This window comes from Tsuneonella deserti, assembly GCF_014644315.1.
Classification (GTDB): Bacteria; Pseudomonadota; Alphaproteobacteria; order Sphingomonadales; family Sphingomonadaceae; genus Tsuneonella; species Tsuneonella deserti.
In genome coordinates this window covers 1,286,218-1,305,828 of record NZ_BMKL01000001.1, presented here as the reverse complement: position 1 = coordinate 1,305,828, position 19,611 = coordinate 1,286,218, and the positions used below count along the sequence as shown (strand labels likewise).

16 protein-coding genes are annotated in these 19,611 nt (G+C 66.3%); 13 read left to right on the top strand and 3 right to left on the bottom strand.

Annotated features, from left to right (window positions below; all coding sequences use genetic code 11):
- Window positions 1-56: 56 nt before the first annotated feature.
- Window positions 57-536, bottom strand: coding sequence for a copper chaperone PCu(A)C (locus IEW58_RS06150; RefSeq protein ID WP_188644320.1), 480 nt, complete (start codon window positions 534-536; stop codon window positions 57-59).
- 172 nt (window positions 537-708) lie between these two features.
- Between IEW58_RS06150 and dnaK the strand changes: the two genes are divergently transcribed.
- A complete protein-coding gene (gene dnaK, locus IEW58_RS06145; protein ID WP_188644319.1) occupies window positions 709-2,640 on the top strand; it encodes a molecular chaperone DnaK in 1,932 nt (643 codons plus the stop codon).
- Between the two features lie 76 nt (window positions 2,641-2,716).
- On the top strand, window positions 2,717-3,832 hold the full coding sequence (gene dnaJ, locus IEW58_RS06140) for a molecular chaperone DnaJ (RefSeq protein ID WP_188644318.1): 1,116 nt from the start codon (window positions 2,717-2,719) through the stop codon (window positions 3,830-3,832).
- A 3-nt stretch (window positions 3,833-3,835) separates the two neighbouring features.
- Here dnaJ and IEW58_RS06135 read toward each other — a convergent pair whose 3' ends face one another.
- Window positions 3,836-6,154, bottom strand: a complete 2,319-nt coding sequence (locus IEW58_RS06135; RefSeq protein WP_188644317.1) for a patatin-like protein — start codon at window positions 6,152-6,154, stop codon at window positions 3,836-3,838.
- A gap of 72 nt (window positions 6,155-6,226) precedes the next feature.
- On the opposite strand from IEW58_RS06135, the gene radA reads away from it, so the two are divergent.
- The 9 genes from radA to IEW58_RS06090 all read left to right on the top strand — a co-directional run bounded on the left by radA (window position 6,227) and on the right by IEW58_RS06090 (window position 17,297).
- Complete coding sequence (radA, locus tag IEW58_RS06130; RefSeq protein WP_188644316.1) at window positions 6,227-7,594, top strand: DNA repair protein RadA; 1,368 nt, start codon at window positions 6,227-6,229, stop codon at window positions 7,592-7,594.
- Window positions 7,595-7,610: 16 nt separating this feature from the next.
- On the top strand, window positions 7,611-8,144 hold the full coding sequence (locus IEW58_RS06125; RefSeq protein WP_188644315.1) for a CvpA family protein: 534 nt from the start codon (window positions 7,611-7,613) through the stop codon (window positions 8,142-8,144).
- Window positions 8,145-8,344: 200 nt separating this feature from the next.
- Window positions 8,345-8,587, top strand: coding sequence for a hypothetical protein (locus IEW58_RS13815; protein ID WP_229658465.1), 243 nt, complete (start codon window positions 8,345-8,347; stop codon window positions 8,585-8,587).
- A 53-nt stretch (window positions 8,588-8,640) separates the two neighbouring features.
- On the top strand, window positions 8,641-10,296 hold the full coding sequence (locus IEW58_RS06115; RefSeq protein ID WP_188644313.1) for an MFS transporter: 1,656 nt from the start codon (window positions 8,641-8,643) through the stop codon (window positions 10,294-10,296).
- Window positions 10,293-11,336: an alanine racemase gene (locus IEW58_RS06110; protein ID WP_188644312.1), complete on the top strand. Its 1,044-nt coding sequence runs from the start codon at window positions 10,293-10,295 to the stop codon at window positions 11,334-11,336. The genes IEW58_RS06115 and IEW58_RS06110 overlap by 4 nt, the downstream gene beginning before the upstream one ends.
- An 88-nt stretch (window positions 11,337-11,424) precedes the next feature.
- A complete protein-coding gene (gene phaR, locus IEW58_RS06105; RefSeq protein ID WP_188644311.1) occupies window positions 11,425-11,991 on the top strand; it encodes a polyhydroxyalkanoate synthesis repressor PhaR in 567 nt (188 codons plus the stop codon).
- Window positions 11,992-12,047: 56 nt separating this feature from the next.
- Window positions 12,048-13,589, top strand: a complete 1,542-nt coding sequence (gene proS, locus IEW58_RS06100) for a proline--tRNA ligase (RefSeq protein WP_188644310.1) — start codon at window positions 12,048-12,050, stop codon at window positions 13,587-13,589.
- 53 nt (window positions 13,590-13,642) lie between these two features.
- On the top strand, window positions 13,643-14,983 hold the full coding sequence (locus IEW58_RS06095) for a M28 family peptidase (protein WP_188644309.1): 1,341 nt from the start codon (window positions 13,643-13,645) through the stop codon (window positions 14,981-14,983).
- 22 nt (window positions 14,984-15,005) lie between these two features.
- Window positions 15,006-17,297: a ribonuclease R family protein gene (locus IEW58_RS06090; RefSeq protein ID WP_188644308.1), complete on the top strand. Its 2,292-nt coding sequence runs from the start codon at window positions 15,006-15,008 to the stop codon at window positions 17,295-17,297.
- Here the strand turns inward: IEW58_RS06090 and IEW58_RS06085 are convergent.
- Window positions 17,294-17,746, bottom strand: coding sequence for a universal stress protein (locus tag IEW58_RS06085; RefSeq protein ID WP_188644307.1), 453 nt, complete (start codon window positions 17,744-17,746; stop codon window positions 17,294-17,296). The two genes, IEW58_RS06090 and IEW58_RS06085, sit on opposite strands and share 4 nt — an antisense overlap.
- Window positions 17,747-17,869: 123 nt before the next feature.
- Here IEW58_RS06085 and IEW58_RS06080 point away from each other — a divergent pair, with 123 nt between their 5' ends.
- Together IEW58_RS06080 and IEW58_RS06075 are read left to right on the top strand one after the other, a co-directional pair.
- Complete coding sequence (locus IEW58_RS06080) at window positions 17,870-19,171, top strand: pyruvate dehydrogenase complex dihydrolipoamide acetyltransferase (protein WP_188644306.1); 1,302 nt, start codon at window positions 17,870-17,872, stop codon at window positions 19,169-19,171.
- Between the two features lie 46 nt (window positions 19,172-19,217).
- On the top strand, window positions 19,218-19,574 hold the full coding sequence (locus IEW58_RS06075) for an acyl-CoA thioesterase (protein WP_188645691.1): 357 nt from the start codon (window positions 19,218-19,220) through the stop codon (window positions 19,572-19,574).
- Window positions 19,575-19,611: the final 37 nt, after the last annotated feature.

Here is a 19,611-nt window from a genome sequence, read left to right as displayed (position 1 = left end):
GGAGGGAGCGACCCGTTCCTGGTGGCTTTCAATTCCGAGCGCGTCGGTCGCTTCTTTCAGCGCTCATCCCCCGCGGCGCGGATTGGCACCTCGAAGGCCTGCTTCTTGCCGCCGGACACTATTATCGAGGCCTCGGTCGTGCCGCCCGGCTTGAGATTTGGAGAAACGTCCATGGCCATCAGATGCTTGCCGCCAGGGGCGAACTGGATCTTGTCACCTTTCTTGAGCGGCACGGGCAGCATTTCCATCATCTGCTTCTTGCCGTTGTAGTCCCCATAGTCGTGGAACATCGCGCTCTTGGCGCCCTTCACCTCCGCCCGGCTGAGAGCGACGTTGCGGTCTCCCTCGTAATCCAGATCGAAGTAGATGGCTGCGGGATTGCCGGGGACCGGCGCCAGCACCATGCGGGCGTTGCTGATCTTCATCCCCGGAATGCCAACCGCCTCTTCGGTCGCGGGCTGTTCGGGGCTCTCGCCGCATCCGGTCAGCATGAGCGTGGCGCCCAGCAGCGCAGCGCAGATCAGGTGGCGTTTCATGTGCGGTCTTCCCCCTTGAATTGATGCGCTTGGGGTAGCGCGGAGGTTCTCTTGTGCCAACAAAAAGCGCACCTATATCGCCCGCATCAATCGAGCCGCGAAATGGCTTTGCCGCAGTTGCGGGAGGCCGGACCGGCGGTGTCCAACGTGCAAGAAAACGAATAGGGAAACCATGGCCAAAGTTATCGGTATCGACCTCGGCACCACCAACTCGTGCGTCGCTGTCATGGAGGGTGGCAAGCCCAAGGTGATCGAGAATTCGGAAGGCGCGCGCACCACGCCTTCGATCGTCGCCTTCACCAAGGTTGGCGAGCGCCTTATCGGCCAGCCGGCCAAGCGCCAGGCGGTCACCAATGGCGATAACACCATCTTCGCGGTCAAGCGCCTGATCGGCCGCCGGTTCGACGATCCGGTGACCAAGAAGGACACCGAGCTGGTCCCCTATCACATCGTCAAGGGAAAGAACGGCGACGCCTGGGTTCAGGCGGGCGGCGAGGATTACTCGCCCAGCCAGATTTCCGCCTTCACCCTTCAGAAGATGAAGGAAACCGCCGAGAGCTTCCTGGGCGAGAAGGTCACGCAGGCCGTCATCACCGTGCCTGCATACTTCAATGACGCGCAGCGCCAGGCGACCAAGGACGCAGGGCAGATCGCGGGTCTTGAAGTGCTGCGCATCATCAACGAGCCGACCGCCGCCGCGCTCGCCTACGGCCTCGAGAAGAACGACGGCAAGACCATCGCCGTGTACGACCTTGGCGGCGGCACCTTCGACGTCTCGATCCTCGAGATCGGCGACGGCGTGTTCGAGGTGAAGAGCACCAACGGCGATACGTTCCTCGGCGGTGAAGACTTCGATACCGCCGTGGTCGAGTACCTGGCCGACCAGTTCAAGAAGAAGGAGAACATGGATCTCCGGACCGACAAGCTTGCGCTGCAGCGGCTGAAGGAAGCCGCCGAGAAGGCGAAGATCGAGCTGTCGAGCGCCCAGACCACCGAGATCAACCTGCCCTTCATCACCGCGCGCATGGAGGGTGGCAGCACGACCCCGCTGCACCTCGTCGAGACGATCACCCGCGCCGACCTCGAAAAGCTGGTCGCGCCCCTGATCGAGCGGACCAAGGAGCCGATGAAGAAGGCGCTCGCCGATGCCGGCCTCAAGGCCAGCGACATCGACGACGTCGTGCTCGTCGGCGGCATGACCCGCATGCCGCGCGTGCGCGAGTTCGTGAAGGAGTTCTTCGGCAAGGAACCGCACACCGGCGTGAACCCGGATGAAGTCGTCGCCATGGGCGCGGCGATCCAGGCGGGCGTGCTGCAGGGCGACGTCAAGGACGTGCTCCTCCTCGACGTGACGCCGCTGTCGCTGGGCATCGAGACGCTCGGCGGCATCATGACCCGCATGATCGACCGCAACACGACGATCCCGACCAAGAAGAGCCAGACATACTCGACCGCCGAGGACAACCAGAACGCGGTGACGATCCGGGTCTTCCAGGGCGAGCGCGAAATGGCGGCGGACAACAAGCTGCTCGGCCAGTTCGACCTCGTCGGCATCCCGCCCGCGCCACGCGGCGTGCCGCAGATCGAGGTGACGTTCGACATCGACGCCAACGGCATCGTGAACGTGTCGGCCAAGGACAAGGGCACCGGCAAGGAGCAGCAGATCCGCATCCAGGCCTCGGGCGGTCTCAGCGACAGCGATATCGAACAGATGGTGCAGGACGCCGAGAAGTTCGCCGAAGAGGACAAGAAGCGGCGCGCCTCTGCCGAAGCGCGCAACCAGGCCGATAGCCTGGTGCACGCCACCGAGAAGCAGCTTCAGGAACACGGCGACAAGATCGACTCCGATCTCAAGGGCCAGGTCGAAGCCGCGATCGCGGAAACCAAGACCGCGCTCGAAGGCGACGACGTGGATGCCATCAACTCCAAGGCGCAGGCGCTGACCGACGTCGCGATGAAGATGGGCCAGGCGATCTACAGCCAGGAACAGGCCGCGGGCGCCGACGGCGCGGGCGAAAGCGCGACCAGTGGCGGCGAGAGCGGCCCGAACGAAGATGTGGTCGACGCCGAGTTCTCGGAAGTCGACGAAGACGCCAAGAGCTGATGAGCCGATGAAAACCTGTGCCGCCACCGGTGCTTTCCGCGCCGGTGGCGGCTAGGCTTTCAGGGGCGGGGTAAACATGTCGACGACCGAAACCGATTACTACGAACTGCTCGGGGTCGAGCGGACGGCCGACGATCGCACGATCAAGGCCGCCTATCGCAAGCTCGCGATGGAATTTCACCCGGACCGGAACGGCGGGTGCAAGGAGAACGAAGCGAAGTTCAAGGCGATCTCGGTCGCCTACGATTGCCTCAAGGATCCGCAGAAGAGAGCCGCTTACGACCGATATGGCCACGCGGCGTTCCAGAACGGGATGGGCGGCGGTCATCCGGGCGCGGACTTCGGTGACATCGGGGATATCTTCGAAACAATTTTCGGCAGTGCTTTCGGTGCAGGAGGGCGCCAGCAGGCGCGCCGCGGGGCCGACTTGCGCTACGACATGGAAATTACTCTCGACGAAGCGTTTCACGGCGAGAGCCGCGAGATCGAGATCGAGGTCAGCCAGGCCTGCGATAGCTGCCACGGATCAGGCGCCACTCCGGGAACCGGGGTGCGTCGATGCAATCTGTGTTCCGGCCACGGCAAGGTGCGCGCCAAGCAGGGGTTCTTCGTGGTCGAACGGCCGTGCCCCAACTGTCATGGCATGGGCGAAGTGATCGAGAGTCCCTGCCGCTCTTGTGGCGGGGAAGGGCGGAGCGACCGTCCCCAGCGGATCGAGGTGGACATCCCGCCGGGCGTCGATACCGGCACGCGCATCCGCCTGGCCGGAAGGGGCGAGGCGGGGCCGCGCGGGGCGCCTCCGGGCGACCTGTACATTTTCGTGCACGTCGCGCCGCACCCGGTCTTCCAGCGCGAGGGCACCACGCTGCTCACGCGCGTGCCCGTCAGCTTTACCATCGCCGCGCTGGGTGACAGCGTGAAGATCCCCGACCTCGGCGGCGAAAGCCACGAAGTGACGATCCCGGCCGGCATCCAGTCCGGCAAGCAACTGCGCGTGCGCGGGGCAGGGATGCCCGTTCTTCAGGGCCGCGGGCGGGGCGACCTCGTGGTCGAGATCGTGGTTGAAACTCCGACCAGGCTCAGCGCCAGGCAGAAGGAACTCTTGCGCGAATTCCGCGAAACGGAAACGGGCGAGGAATGCCCGGAAAGCCGGGGCTTCTTCGACAAGCTGAAAAGCGCTTTCGGAACCTGAGTTCTAATCCGGCGCGGGGATTTCCAGAACCTCGCGGCGGATTTGCGCCACAAGCTCGCGATCGGCGGTTAGACGTCCCTCTTCCTCGTCGAGCACGGCGATGAAAGCCTTGCGCTTGAGCGCTCGCAGATCGCCCTCATCGAAATCCTCCAGCGTGGATGCGACGAGGTCGATCATCCGTTCCGCGCCGTGCAGACGGCCCCATAGATAATCGTTTTCGCGGTATCCCCGGCTGAAGAACGCTCCGAAATTGTAGAACTCGGTGCCTCGCAAGGTCGCGCGCGTGCCGCCGGCCCGGATGGATCGCGCGTCTTCCGGGCTGATGCGGTCCACCTTGACCGCGTCGAACTCCGTCAACCCTTCATTCTGCAGCAGAGGCAAGGTGGCCGCATCGTAGAACGGGAAGCCGAGGTATGCGAGCAGCACGCGGCGGCGCAGTTCCTTCGGCATTTCCTCGAGCGCGGCTGCAAGCATTTCCTCCGCCTGTGCGTCCACTTCGGGCAGCAGGCGGCGCGCGGCGAGCGCGTCGAGCACGGCGCCGGGATCTTCCATGACCTTGCCCGCCAGCACGGCAAAATCGTCTCCCAGTGAGATTCCACCTTCCTGCGCGAAGTAAAGGGCCAGGATGCGATAAATCGCGTCGCGCGCGGCATCGAGAGCATCGTCGGGAATCGTTTCGTCGGCTTCCCATTCGCGCGACAGGCGGCGGGCGATCAGCCGCAGCCGGCGAATGCGGAAAGCAAGGTCGTGCGCGCGCAGGAACGAGATTGCCGCGTCGCTCATCCCGCCGCCCGCATTGCTGAGCGAAAGCAGCCCGCGTTCGTCCAGTTCCTGCCGCAGGCGTTCCAGCACAGGCTCGGCATCGGGCAACATCAGGCCAGGCGCGGATTTAATGACGATTTCGGCAAGGGTCTCTAGAATGCCGGCGACTTTCGCCTGGGCATAAGGCTGGAAAGCATAGCCCGCACGCTCGGCAGCCGCCTGCTGGGCCTTGTTGCGCCATGCCGCCAGGCGCTTGGGCGTCGGCCGGTCGAGGAACAGGGTGAGGCCGAACAGCTTTTCAACAGCCGTCTCTACCTCGGGCCGAAGGGCGGCGGCGATCCGCGCAAGCCGCACCGCCTCGCGCGATTGCCGCTCGAGCGCCTCGAGGTTGTCGCGGATCGGCTGTTCGCGCGGGATGGTGGATAGTGACCCGAGGATCGCGGCGAAAAAGCCCACCGGGCGGTCGATCGACTGTTCCAGGGCGCCAAACCGGTCGGGACGCGGGTCGATATAGACGAAACGGCGGTCCACCTCGCGCTGCGCCGGACGCGATGGCAGGGCGGCGCGCGCAGCGGCGAAGGGCGCGTTGATCAGGACCGAACCATCGATGAGCGAGACGTGCGCCTCGTTCCCCTGTCGCACGTGAACCGGCATGATCCGTTCGAGAAACGCGCTACGGCCGCTCCATTGCCTGCCGCGCGCGGTGGCAAGCTTGTCGATTTCCTCCAGCCGCAAGGGTGGAAAGGCACCTGGGAAGCTGGCCGTGGCCCGCGCGGCCATGGTCAGCTCGAGCGGCTCGGCAAGGCCCTGCCCCCCGACCCCCGGTGTCTTGCTGCGAAAGGCGATCGGCAGCCGGTGCTCGCTTTCCTCTACCGTCTGCGGACTGTGGAGGCGCAGGAGTGACAGGAACCCGCGAAAGTCTGTCGCGGTGACCATCAGGTCGAGCGGATGCCCTGGCGGAAGCAGCGGCCCGCTTGTCTCGGACGATCCCATCGCTTTCAGAGCATCGAACAGCAGCGAGGAAAACCCGAGCCCGGAGAACGGCGGCTCAAACCAGCGGCCCCGGATAAAGTGCGAGACCTTGCGGCGCACTTCGGAACGGGTTTCCGGAGCGACGCTCTCGCTCACCACATTCCCGGGGCGGCGCAGCAGCCACCAGACCAGCGGCATGGCCCACAGCTTGGCTGCGCGGGACCACGGCCGCGCATCGGGATCCAGCAGCCGGTCCACGTCGGCGTTGGCGAGCCATAGCTCCGTCAGCGGCTCGAGGCTGTGGCCTGAATGGATTGCCTGGGCGAGGAACACCGCGTTGATGCCTCCCGCGCTCGCCCCGGTGACGATGTCGGGCAACACCCGCAACCGCAGTCCGTGCTGGCGTTCGACCAGCTCAAGCAGTTCGCGGTATACCGCGCCCACGCCGCTTGCCGGCTCTCCCTCCGTGTGAAAGTCGCGGCTCGCGCGGGCCAGGTGCCACACTTCCTTGGTGACGCCGTGCATGTAGACCGCCAGGCTCACCCCGCCGTAGCAGACCAGCGCGATGCGAAGTTCCTTCTGGCGCATGACCGGGTGCTAACCGCAGCGGGGGCGGCTTGGCAATTGCGTTCTCCCAATGTTCCGATTAGGTCCCCGGTCATGGTGAAGACGAAACGCCGCTACGTGTGCCAGGCCTGCGGCTCGGTCACCCATCGATGGCAGGGACAATGCCCCGATTGCGCCGAGTGGAACACCCTTGCCGAAGACGCTCCCGCGACCGTGTTCTCCCTCAAGCACGATCTTTCGAGCGGCGGGCGGGCGATCACCTTCGAGGCGCTCGACGCGCCGTCAGATCCGCTGGTTCGCCTGCCCTCCGGCCTGGCGGAATTCGACCGCGCGCTCGGCGGCGGACTTGTGCCAGGGTCGGCCATCCTGATGGGCGGCGATCCGGGCATCGGCAAATCCACCCTGCTGCTGCAAACCGCCGGCGCGGTCGCGCGCGCAGGGGCGAGCGTTGTCTATGTCAGCGGCGAGGAAGCGGCCGGGCAGGTGCGGATGCGTGCAGGGCGGCTGGGCTTGGCCGACGCCCCGATCAAGCTCGCGGCCGCCACCGGGGTGCGCGATATCCTGACCACGCTGGGGCAGGGCGCGCCGCCCGCCTTGCTGATCATCGATTCGATCCAGACGATGCACTCGGACACGATAGAAGGCGCGCCCGGCACCGTCAGCCAGGTGCGCGGCTGTGCATTCGAGTTGATCCGCTATGCCAAGGAGAACGGCGTTGCGCTCGTTCTTGTCGGCCACGTGACCAAGGACGGGTCGATCGCGGGCCCGCGCGTGCTCGAACACATGGTCGACGTGGTAATGAGCTTCGAAGGCGAGCGCAGCCACCAGTACCGCATCCTGCGCGCGCTGAAAAACCGCTTCGGCGCGATCGACGAGATCGGGGTGTTCGCGATGGCCGGGGCAGGGCTGGAGGAGGTCGCCAACCCGTCGTTGCTGTTCCTTTCGGGTCGTGAGGAGCCGCTCGCCGGTAGTGCGGTATTTCCCGCGCTGGAGGGCACGAGGCCGGTGCTGGTGGAAATCCAGGCCCTGATCGTGAAGCTGCAATCGGGCGCCACGCCCCGGCGGGCGGTGGTGGGGTGGGATTCGGGCCGGCTCGCGATGCTGCTCGCGGTCCTCGAATCGCGCTGCGGACTCAATTTCAGCTCGGCTGAAGTCTATCTCAATGTCGCTGGAGGTTACCGGCTGTCGGACCCGGCCGCCGATCTGGCGGTTGCCGCGGCGCTGGTTTCGGCGCTCGCGGACAAACCCCTCGCGACCCACGCGGTATGGTTTGGAGAGGTGTCGCTGGCGGGCGAGATACGGCCTGTCGCACACGCGGGCCTGCGCCTTCGCGAAGCGGCCAAGCTCGGTTTCGGGATGGGATACGGGCCGGTTGAAGCGGAGCCGGATTCACCCGGACTTAACTATCGCGGTCTTAGGAGACTGGCCAACCTCGTTGACCGGGTTGTCGCAGAGGAATAGTCGCCTCCTAGATCGCATGACGGTTTTTGACATCATTGTACTGCTCATCGTCGCGGTTGCGGCGTCCGGCGGCTTCATGCGCGGTTTCGTGCAGGAGATACTCTCGCTCATCGGGTGGATCTTCACGCTGGCCGTGATTCACGAACTTCACACCCCGCTATACGGATGGCTGGTGATGAAGATCGGAAACGGGCCCGGAGCTGCCACGCTGGCTTTCGCCATGCTGCTGGTGGTCCCGATCATGTCCATGAGGCTGATCGCCGGGCGGTTCGGCGGCAAGGCTCGCACTTCGATGCTGAAGCCGATCGACCGCGTGCTCGGCTTCGGTTTCGGAGCGGTCAAGGGCGCGATCATTGTCGTCTGCGCCTTTGCCATACTCGTGCTGGGCTACGATGCGACCTGGGGGGTGGCGGGCCGGCCCGACTGGATCAAGCAGGCGCGGACATATCCGCTCGTCAACGCCAGCGCCGACGCGCTTGTCGATCTCATCAACACCCGCAGCAGTGAAGTCGAACAGGGTGATCGGGCGGTCAAGCTCGACAGGGCCTAGGCCCGGTGACGAGGCGGGAAAGCGCTCGGGGCGGGTCGCCGCTTTATACTCCGGAATTACTCGGGCTGGCAGTTTCGCTTGCGAGCAGGCCACTTGATCCCCGCTCGCCATTCCTGTCGGAAGCTCGCTCGCCAACTTGCGGCAGCACCATCGCCTTCGGTTGCGATGTCGATGCGGAGGGGCGCGTCCGGAATCCAGGGATGCGAGTAACGGCCTGCGCGGTCGGGCAGGCCGCCGCTGCGCTGTTTCTCGATGCTGTCGGCGGGCGCGATCGGCGCGCGATCGAACTTTCGCGGGACGCGATAGCTGAATGGCTTTCCGGTGAGGGCGAGCGACCGGAATGGCCCGGTCTCGAAAACATCGAAGCAGCGCGCGCTTATCCGGCCCGGCACGGCGCTGTCCTGCTCGCCTGGAATGCCGCGCTGGCCGCGCTTCCCAAGTAGATGCGCTGCGGCTAGAGCCGCTGCAGCAAGGGAAGGGGAGCATCGCCGCCGTCATGAGCGCAACCGCCGCCGCCGCAGCGCCGGGCCATGAGCCGAGCGCGAAGGAAATTCGCCTCGTCATCGCAGCTTCCTCGGTCGGCACGGTGTTCGAGTGGTATGATTTCTTCATTTACGGCACGCTCGCCGCGCTGATCGGCAAGGCGTTTTTCCCGGCCGACAACGAGACACTGCAACTCCTCCTGGTGTGGGCGGGGTTCGCGGTCGGGTTCGGGTTCCGGCCGCTGGGGGCGATCCTGTTCGGTTATCTGGGCGACAGGCTGGGGAGAAAATACACTTTCCTCGTCACCGTCACTCTCATGGGCGTGGCGACCGCCGGGGTCGGACTGGTGCCGGGCGCCGTGTCGATCGGACTTGCCGCCCCGGCGATCGTGATACTTCTCCGCATTCTCCAGGGCCTGGCGCTCGGCGGTGAGTACGGAGGCGCGGCGGTTTATGTTGCCGAGCATGCGCCGCCCGAAAAGCGCGGCTTCTATACCAGCTTCATCCAGTCCAGCGTGGTTGGCGGGTTCGTTCTCTCGATCATCGTGGTGATCGGCTGTCGTGCGTTCATACCGGCCGATGCTTTCGAGGCCTGGGGCTGGCGGGTGCCCTTCCTGCTCAGCCTGATCCTGCTGGCAGTCAGCCTGTGGATGCGCCTGAAGCTATCCGAAAGTCCGGTGTTCAAGGCGATGAAACAAGCGGGCGAGATGGTGAAGAATCCTTTCGTCGAGAGCATGACTTATCCCGGCAACCCGAAGCGCCTGTTCGTCGCGCTGTTCGGCATCACAGGCGTGTTGACGACGATCTGGTACACCGCGTTCTTTTCGGGAATGAGCTTCCTGCGGGGCCCGATGCGGATGGACGAGGCGACGGTCGAGATCGTCATGCTGGTGTCCGGCGCCATCTCGATGGGGTTCTACCTGCTCGTCGGCAAATGGTCTGACCGGGTCGGGCGCAAACGTCCGATCATCATCGGGGCGATCGCGACGCTGGTCCTGCTGTTCCCGATATTCTGGGGCATGGGCTCACTGGCCAACCCCGGCCTCGCCGCCAGCGCGCGTGCGGCGCCCGTGATCGTGAGCGGCAGCGGTTGCGAATACGATGCCTTCGCCAGCAAGCAGGCGACCGAATGCGGGCGGGTGCTGGCCGATCTCACCTCGCTCGGGGTCAGCTATTCCGTGGGCGACCCCGAGGGCGCGCCTCACGTCAGCGTCGGGGGTGAACCGCTGGCCATTGACCCGGCGGACGACGCCGGCCGCAAGGCTTCGCTGCAATCCGCGCTCGAAGCGAAAGGCTACGACTTCGCCAAGCAGAAACCGCCGCTCGCGAGCCTTGCCGGCATAGTCGGGTTGCTGTGCGCGCTCGGGCTGCTGTCCGCGCTGACCTATGGCTCGGTTGCTGCCCTGCTGGCCGAGATGTTCCCGCCGCAGATCCGCTACAGCTCGATGTCGATCCCCTACCACATCGGCGCCGGCTATCTCGGCGGGTTCCTGCCGCTCATTGCGGGCTACATCGTGGCGACGACCGGCAATCCCTATTCCGGCCTGTGGTACACGTGGGCGGTGGTGGCGTTCGGGCTGTTGGTGGCGTGGTGGGGCATCCCTCCTGGCCCGCCGCGCGATTTCGAAGCTTCGGAACATGATTTGCCGGTTTCGCCGGCCAACCCATGAGCGGACTCCCGCCGCCGACACTGCGGCTCGACCTGGATGCGGAAGCGCTCGCGAGCAACTGGCGTGCGCTTGACCGGCTGTCCGGGGCAGCACGGGCGGGAGCGGCGGTCAAGGCCGACGGCTACGGCCTGGGCGCGGGTAAGGTGGTCCCGATCCTGGCGAAAGCGGGCGCGCGGGACTTCTTCGTCGCCCACTGGAGCGAGGTGCCGGACATCATCGCGCATGTGCCGGCCGGGCAGGTGTCTGTCCTCCACGGCCCGCTGTCGGATGAAGACTGCGCTTTTGCCCAGGCAAGCGGGGTTCGCCCGGTTCTCAACTCGCTCGGACAGGTAGCGCGTTGGCAGGCGAGCGGCGGCGGCTCCTGCGACTTGATGGTCGATACGGGGATCAATCGCCTGGGATTGCCCCTGTCGGCACTTGGCGATCCCGTCCTGGCTGACCTGAAGGTCGAGACCTTGCTGTCGCACCTGGCCTCGGCGGATGAAGACACGGACCAGAACGATCTCCAGCTCGCCCGCTTTCGGGAAGCATGCAACCGGGTTCCCGCCCGGCGCCAGAGCCTCGCCAACAGCGCCGGAATCGCGCTGGGACCGCGCTTTGCCTTCGATGTGACGCGCCCAGGGCTCGCGCTTTACGGCGGCGTGCCGCGCCCTGAAATGGCGGGCGACATACGCCAGGTCGCGCATCTGCGCGCAGCCGTGCTGCAGGTGCGGGACGTCGAGGCGGGCGAAGGCATCGGCTATAACGCCAGCTTCGTCGCGCCCGCCCCGATGCGCGTGGCAGTCGCCTCGCTGGGTTATGCCGATGGCTTCCTGCGCTGCTGGGGGGAGGGTGCCGGTTCGCTGCACCATGACGGAGCGGAAGTTCCCTTGCTCGGCAAAGTGTCGATGGACATGGTGGTCGTGGACGCGAGGCAGTGTCCCGGGTTGCGTGAAGGGGACTGGCTCGATGTGCCGTACGCGCTGCCTGAGGCTTCGGCCCTCACCGGGCTGACGCAGTACGAGCTGCTGACAGTTCTCGGACGACGCTTCCGCCGCTGAATTTGCTGCGCACAAAAAAACGCAGCATTTATTGCACCGCAAATGCTGCAAGTGCTAAGCGTAGGCAACCGAACGCGAGGGCGCATACATGACGAGGCGAAACGACAGCGGCGATGGTGCCACCATCATCAAGAAGTACGCCAACCGGCGCCTCTACAATACCGCGTCTTCCAGCTACATCACGCTGGACGACCTCGCGCGGATGACCCGGGAGGGGGTCGACTTCAAGGTCATCGACGCCAAGTCGGGCGAGGACATCACTCACACGATCCTGACCCAGATCATCATGGACGCGGAATCGAGCCGGGGGGAGCAGATGCTCCCAATCAGCTTCCTGCGCCAGCTCATCGGTATGTACGGCAATTCGATGCAGGCGATGATGCCCGCCTACCTCGACGCGATGATGGAAAACTTTCGCGACAACCAGGCCAAGGTCGCCGAGGCGCTGCATGCCCGCGCCGGTGCCAATCCGTTCGCGAAGATGGCCGAGACGAACCTCGCCATGATGCGCGCCGCTGCCGATGCGCTCATGCCGCAGCGTGCCGACCCGCCGCGGGCGGCCGATCAACCGGCGCCGAACAAGGCCGACGACTTCGCCGAGCTGCGCGCGCAGATGGCCGCGATGCAGAAGAAGCTCGACGAGCTTGGCAAGTAGCCGCCCCCGCCGCTAGGGGCGCGCACTGTTCCAATTCCTGCGAAAGCACCCCATCAGTGTCCCAGATACGCCACGCCCTCTCGGTCAAGCGCGCCGACGATTTCGCCCAGTGGTACCAGGAGGTCATCTCGGCCGCCGACATGGCCGAGGAATCCGGCGTGCGCGGCTGCATGGTGATCAAGCCATGGGGCTACGGCATCTGGGAGCGTATCCAGCGCCTGCTCGATAACCGGATCAAGGCGACGGGGCACGATAACGCGTATTTCCCGTTGCTCATCCCCCTGCGCAACTTCGAGCGCGAGGCCGAGCACGTCGAAGGCTTCGCCAAGGAAATGGCGGTCGTCACGCACCACCGCCTGATCGCTGACGGAAAGGGCGGCCTGATCCCCGATCCCGAAGCGAAGCTGGAAGAACCGCTGGTTATCCGCCCCACGTCCGAAACCATCATCGGGGACGCGATGGCGCGCTGGGTCCAATCATGGCGCGACCTGCCGCTCAAGCTCAACCAGTGGGCCAACGTCATGCGCTGGGAAATGCGCACGCGCATGTTCCTGCGCACCAGTGAGTTCCTCTGGCAGGAAGGACACACCGCCCACGAGACCGCGGGCGAAGCGAAAGAGCACACGCTCCGCATGCTCGAAGTCTATCGCGCCTGCGCGGAGGAGGATCTCGCGCTGCCGGTGATCGCCGGCGAAAAGCCCGAGAACGAACGCTTCCCCGGCGCGGTCGAAACCTGGTCGATCGAGGCGATGATGCAGGATGGCAAGGCGCTCCAGGCAGGCACCAGCCATTACCTTGGCACCAATTTCGCGCAGGCGAGCGGCATCCGCTTCCAGGATCGTGAAGGGGGGCAGCAGCTCGCGCACACCACGAGCTGGGGCGTCTCGACCCGCATGATCGGCGGCGTGATCATGGTCCATGGCGATGACGACGGGCTCAAGGTTCCCCCGGCCATCGCGCCGTGGCAGGTCGTGATCGTGCCGATGCTCCGCGAGGACGAAGGCGACGCGGCGCTTGTCGAATACTGCGAGCGGCTGCGCGCCTCGCTCGCATCCGAAGATGCGCTGCGGGAACCGGTCCGCGTGCTGCTCGATACCAAGCCGGGCAAGGCTGCCGCAAAGCGTTGGGACTGGGTGCGCAAGGGCGCCCCGCTCATCGTCGAGGTTGGCCAGCGCGACATGGCCGAGGGCAAGGTCAGCCTTCTGCGGCGCGATGCACTGTGGGCGGAAAACGGCAAGCCCGCGTTCCAGGCGCCTTCGCTTGACGAGGCGGCGCAAGCGATTCCCGGCATGCTCGAAACGATCCAGGCTTCCATGCTGGCATCGGCGCGGGATGTTCGCGATGCACGGATCTCGCGCGGCGTGACGGCATTGCCGGAGCTTCAAGCCGCGTTTGCCGATGGCGTGGACAATCCGGGCTGGCTGGAAGTGCAGTGGGCCAAGCCGACCGGCCAGGCGCTCGAACAGGTCGTGGACCAACTCAAGGCGCTCAAGCTCACCTTGCGCAACGTCCCCATCGATGCGGAGCCAGCGGACGGCGTTTGCATCTTCACCGGTGAGGCGGCGGTCGAACGCGTGCTGGTCGCACGCGCCTATTGAGCACCCGATCGGAGGGCGCTTGCCAAGCGCAAGTCGCTGTCCGAAAGGGTGTTATGCGCAAGCTTCCCCTTTTTGCCGCCGCCCTTCTATCTGCCGCTCCGCTCACGGCCGGGGACGATCCATCGGCCGATGTGTCGCAGCAGCGGCTCCGTGCCGATGTCGAAAAGCTCGTCTCGTTCGGTACGCGGCATACGCTGTCCGATCAGGTTAGCAAAAAGCGTGGCATCGGCGCCGCGCGGCGGTGGGGCGAGGCGGAGTTCCGCAAGACCGGAAAGGCATGCGGCGGATGCCTCACCATCGTGCTGCCCGAACGCATGGTGCAAGGTGCGCGCATCCCCAGGCCCACGCGTCTCGTGGACGTGGTCGCCATCCAGCGCGGGACCGAGCGGCCCAACGAGGTGGTGATCGTGCAGGGTCACATCGACAGCCGCGTGACCGACGTGATGGACGCAACCTCCGACGCGCCCGGCGCGAATGACGACGGCAGCGGCACCGCCCTTGTGCTCGAAGCCGCGCGCGTGCTCTCGCAGCACACGTACCCGACGACGATCGTGTACGCTCTTCTCTCGGGAGAGGAGCAGGGCCTGTTTGGCGGGCAGTTGCTGGCCGATTACGCGGCCGGGCAGGGCTGGCAGGTCAAGGCGGTGCTGAACAACGACATCGTGGGCAACTCCTGCAGCTCGGACGGCTATTGCGTTCCCGATCACGTGCGGGTGTTCTCGGAAGGGCCGCGCGCGGACCTGGACGAGAAGGCTCGCGCCGCGCAGCGCCGAGACGGGGGTGAGAACGACAGTCCCAGCCGGAATCTCTCGCGCTTCGTGGCAGATCTCGATGACGCGTCGCTGCAGGTGCGGCCCATCTGGCGCGCCGACCGGATGGGGCGGGGCGGGGACCATCTCCCTTATCTGGAGAAAGGCTATCCGGCGATCCGCTTCTCCGTCGGGGTCGAGAATTACGACAAGCAGCACCAGGACCTGCGCACCGAGAACGGCGTGCATTACGGCGACACGGTCGAGGCGATGGACTTTCCCTACCTCGCCCGGGTGACCGCCCTCAATGTGCGGATGCTCGACCGCCTCGCCCGGGCCCCCATGCCGCCCGTGCCCACCGCCGAGGCTGCGGTCCAGACGTTCACCACCGTCAAGTGGGACGAGGTGCCGGGCGCGGTCGGATACACGCTGTGGCAGCGCGCCACCAACGAGGCGGACTGGTGGGAAAAGCCGGTGATCGCCAACGTCGTCGCCACCAGCGCCAAGCTGGAAGGCGTGCGGGGCGACGACTGGGTATTCGGCGTCAGCGCCTGCGCCGCGGATGGGGCGTGCAGCCCGGTGGCGAGCGCGGTGCCGGGTGGCGGGTTCGCGCCGCTCGCACAGCAGCAGGGTGACAAGAACTAGGCGCGGCCCCATATCGCGCGCCATGCCCGCCAGAAAACCGCCCGCCAGCAAACAGCCCGGAATGCCCTCGCGGGCGCAGATTCTCGAATTTCTCCAGACCAGCGACCAGATCGCCGGCAAGCGCGAGATCGCCAAGGCGTTCGGGCTCAAGGGGCAAGAGAAGATCGCCCTCAAGGCCTTGCTCAAGGACATGGCCGAGGAAGGCCTGATCGACGGCAAGAAGACCGCCTATCACCGGATGGGCGGGGTTCCCAAGGTCACCGTGCTGCGCGTTCTGGAGATAGACGACGGCGAGCCTTACGCCATCCCCGACGCCTGGAGCCCGGACGACGCGACACCGCCCCCGCGCCTGCGGATCGTCGAGGGCAAGAAGGCGCGTAACAGCAAGCAGCCGGCGCTGAAGGTCGGGGACCGGGTGCTCGCCCGTACCGAGGAATCCGGGCGGGGCTGGCTCGCCTATCCGATGAAGAAGCTGCCGGCGCGTACCGAAGGCCTGATGGGCGTGGTGGAGATCGATGCCAGCGGCAAGGGCTGGCTCGCCCCGGTGGACAAGCGGGTTCGCTCGTCCTCCCCCATTGCCGACCTTGGCGGGGCGGAGGCGGGCCAGCTCGTCGTCGCGGAACCGGCGGGCAAGTCGCCACGCTCGGGCGTGAAGGTCACGGAGGTGATCGGCGATCCGCTCGAGCCGCGCAGCTTCAGCCTCATCGCCATCGCCAAGCACGGCATCCCCCACGTCTTCCCCGAGGCAGCCCTGGAAGAGGCGCAGCGCGCGGCGAGGATCCCGCTGTCGCACGAGCACCGCGAAGACCTGCGCGACTTGCCCATTGTCGCCATCGACCCGGCCGACGCCCGCGACCACGATGACGCCATATGGGCCGAGCCCGACGGGGAGGGCGGCTACCGTGCGCTCGTCGCGATTGCGGATGTCAGCTTCTACGTCCGTCCGACGAGCGAAGTGGACCGCGAGGCGAGGAAGCGCGGTAACTCCGTGTATTTCCCGGACCGCGTCGTGCCGATGCTGCCCGAGGTGCTGAGCGCCGACGTCTGCAGCCTGAAGGAAGGCGAGGACCGCGCCGCGATGGCGTGCCACCTGCGTATCTCGCCAGACGGTAAAGTTACCAAGTGGCGCTTTACTCGCGCGCTCGTTCGTATCGCGCACAACATCGCCTACGAAGACGCGCAGGCCGCCATCGACGAGGAGCGCGCGCCCGAGCACCTCCAGCACCTCTGGGGCGCGTGGAAGCTGCTCGCCGCTGCACGCGCGGCGCGCGATCCGCTCGAACTGGAATTGCCCGAACGGCAGGTCCGCCTCGATGCGGAAGGCAGGATCACCGAGATCGCCGTGCGCGAACGGCTCGATGCGCACCGGGTGGTGGAAGACTTCATGATCGCCGCCAACGTCGCTGCAGCCAAGGCGCTGGAGGCGCGCACCGCGCCGGTGGTCTACCGCGTCCACGAAGCGCCGGGGCGCGAGAAGCTCGTCGCGCTCAGGGACTACATGAAGACCTTCGGCCACAGCCTCGCGCTCGGCCAGGTGATCACGCCGGGCCTGTTCAACCGCATGATCAAGGATATCGTCGACGAGAGCGAGAAGGCGCAGGTCATGGAAGCGGTCCTGCGCAGTCAGACGCAGGCCTACTACGGGCCCGAGAACGCCGGGCACTTCGGCCTCGCGCTCGGTTCCTACGCGCACTTCACCTCGCCCATCCGGCGCTACTCAGACCTGCTGGTCCACCGCGCGCTGGTCGATGCCTACAAGCTCGAGCAGCCCGAGCCCAAGGGTCTGCCAGCGCACAGCGGCCTGAGCGATCGCGATCGTGACGACCTGTCGAAAATCTCCGAAGCCATCAGCAAGACCGAGCGCCGCGCAATGGAGGCCGAGCGCGACACGATAGACCGCTACGTCGCTGCCTGGCTCGCGAGCCGGGTCGGCGAGGTGTTCGAAACCCGCATCACGGGGGTTCAGAGCTTCGGGTTCTTCGCCACCATCCTGGGGGTCGGCGGCGATGGCCTGGTCCCGGTCTCGACGCTGGGCCGCGAGCATTTTCGCTGGGAGGAGGCCGCGCAGCGACTGGTGGGAGACGACAGCGGGACGACCTACGCGCCCGGCGACCGGCTCGAACTGCGCCTCGCCGAAGCCAATCCGCTCACCGGCGCGCTCAAATTCGAACTGCCGGAGGGCGGCGGACGCATCGAACCGCGCGGCAACCGGCCCGATTCCCGTCGCAAGCGACCGCGCCCCGATGGCGGCAAGCACATGCAAGGCAAGCGGGGCCGGCCGGGCAACATCCGGCACCAGGGCCGCAAGCGTTAGCTGACCCGGTCGATATCCTCGTCGCTGAGGCCGCCCGGCACGATGAACAGAGGGCAGGGCAAGGCGCCCACGTGCGAGGAGAAGTGCGTCACCAGCGGACCGGGGGAACCTTCGCCCGCGGCGCCCAGCACCAGCGCGCCGACTTCCGGATGCTCGGCGAGGTAGTCCCTGATCACGCCCTGCGCGTCGCCTGCGCGAACCGTGATGACCGGCATCTTGCCGCTTTCGGCGAATATCGAACCGGCCGCGCTGCTGGCGACCATCTCGGCCCGATCGAGCGCCTCCTGCTCGATCGTTGCCTGCACCGCTCCGAATGCGTTGAAGCTTTCGCGCGGCACCAGCGCGAGGATGTGGACCGCGCCGCCCGTCTTCATCGCACGGCGCGAGGCGAAGCGCAGCGCGCGCGCGGCTTCCTCCGTCTCGTCGATAATCACCAGATAGACGCGCATCGTTCCCCACCCTTCGCGAAGGCGCGGGAATATCGGCTTATTCGGCAATCAGGGCAAGCGGCTTGCCCGGACGCTACGGCTTTGCCAAAGCGGGCGCCGATCACTCCCCAGTGAAGGACCGCTATGCCGACCCCGATCAAGATGCCCGCGCTTTCCCCGACGATGGAGGAAGGCACGCTCGCGCGCTGGTTGATCAAGGAAGGCGACACGGTCTCTTCCGGCGACATCATGGCCGAGATCGAGACCGACAAGGCGACGATGGAGTTCGAGGCGGTCGACGAGGGCACGGTCCTGAAGATCGAGGTGCCCGACGGCACCGAGGGCGTGAAAGTCGGCACCGTGATCGCGCTGCTGGGCGCCGAGGGCGAGGATGCGGGGACCGTTGACGCCGCGCCGGCTGCCGCCGCCGCACCCGAAAGCAGTGAAAGCGCTCAACCGGCGGCCAGCGAACCGCCCGAACCGACACCAGCATCAGCGCCGACCGTCGCGCCGGCCAAGGCCGCTTCCTCTGCCGGGACGCGCACGATCGCTTCACCGCTCGCCCGGCGGATCGCCGAGAAGAAGGGCGTCGATCTCGCGAGCGTGAAGGGCAGCGGCCCGAACGGGCGCATCGTCAAGGCCGATGTAGAAGGCGCGCAGTCCGGATCGGCAGTCCCGCGCCGGGAAGCGGCCGGACCCGCTACCGGCCAGGCCGCCGCCGCGCCTGCCGGTCCGGCCACGCTGCCAGACTTCGGCATCCCGCACGAGGACGAGAAGCTCTCGAACGTGCGCAAGGTCATCGCGCGGCGCCTGACCGAATCCAAGCAGACCGTTCCGCATTATTACCTCACCATCGACGTGCGCCTCGATCCGCTGCTCAAGCTACGCGCGGAACTCAATGCCGCACTCGAAGCGCAAGGAGTGAAGCTGTCGGTCAACGACCTGCTCATCAAGGCGCTGGCCAAGGCGCTGATCCAGGTGCCCAGGTGCAATGTCAGCTTCGGCGGCGACGTGCTGCGCTCGTTCTCTCGGGCCGACATTTCCGTCGCGGTGGCGGCCCCGAGCGGCCTGATCACCCCGATCATCGTCGATGCCGGGTCGAAATCGATCAGCACCATCGCCACCGAGATGAAGGAGCTTGCCGGCAAGGCACGCGAGGGCAAGCTGCAGCCGCACGAATACCAGGGCGGCACGGCCAGCCTGTCGAACCTCGGCATGTACGGGATCAAGCAGTTCGAAGCGGTCATTAACCCGCCTCAAGGCATGATCATGGCCGTCGGCGCGGGCGACAAGCGTCCCCACGTGGTGGACGACGCGCTCGCGATAGCCACGGTGATGAGCGCCACCGGCAGCTTCGACCACCGCGCCATCGACGGAGCGGATGGTGCCGAGCTGATGCAGGCGTTCAAGGCGCTGGTGGAGGCGCCGCTGGGGCTTGTGGCTTGAGGCACCAGTGTTGAGCAGCCGCGATCCCCTCATCCGCGTCACCGCGATGCCGGCGGACACGAACCCTTATGGCGGCGTGTTCGGCGGGTGGCTGATGAGTCAGATGGCGCTCGGCGCGGGCGCGCTGGCGAGCCGCGTTGGACAGGGCAAGGCGGTGGTCGTTTCCGCCACCGACTTCGCCTTTCCGGGCGCGATGGCAGTAGGGGACGAACTCAGCGTGTACTGCGAGGTCGCGGCGACCGGCACCACCTCGCTGACCATCGTCGCGGAAGGCATCGCGCGCGAGCGTAATGGCGAGGCGACCATCAGGGTCTGCAGCGGCACGTTCAAGTTCGTGCTGCTCGACGAGGACAACCGTCCCCGCCCGGTGGGCGAAGAAGCGCTGAGAGCGCACGGCCAGTGAGCACTGTCCTACACGCCTGCGCTCGTGCCAAGATCGC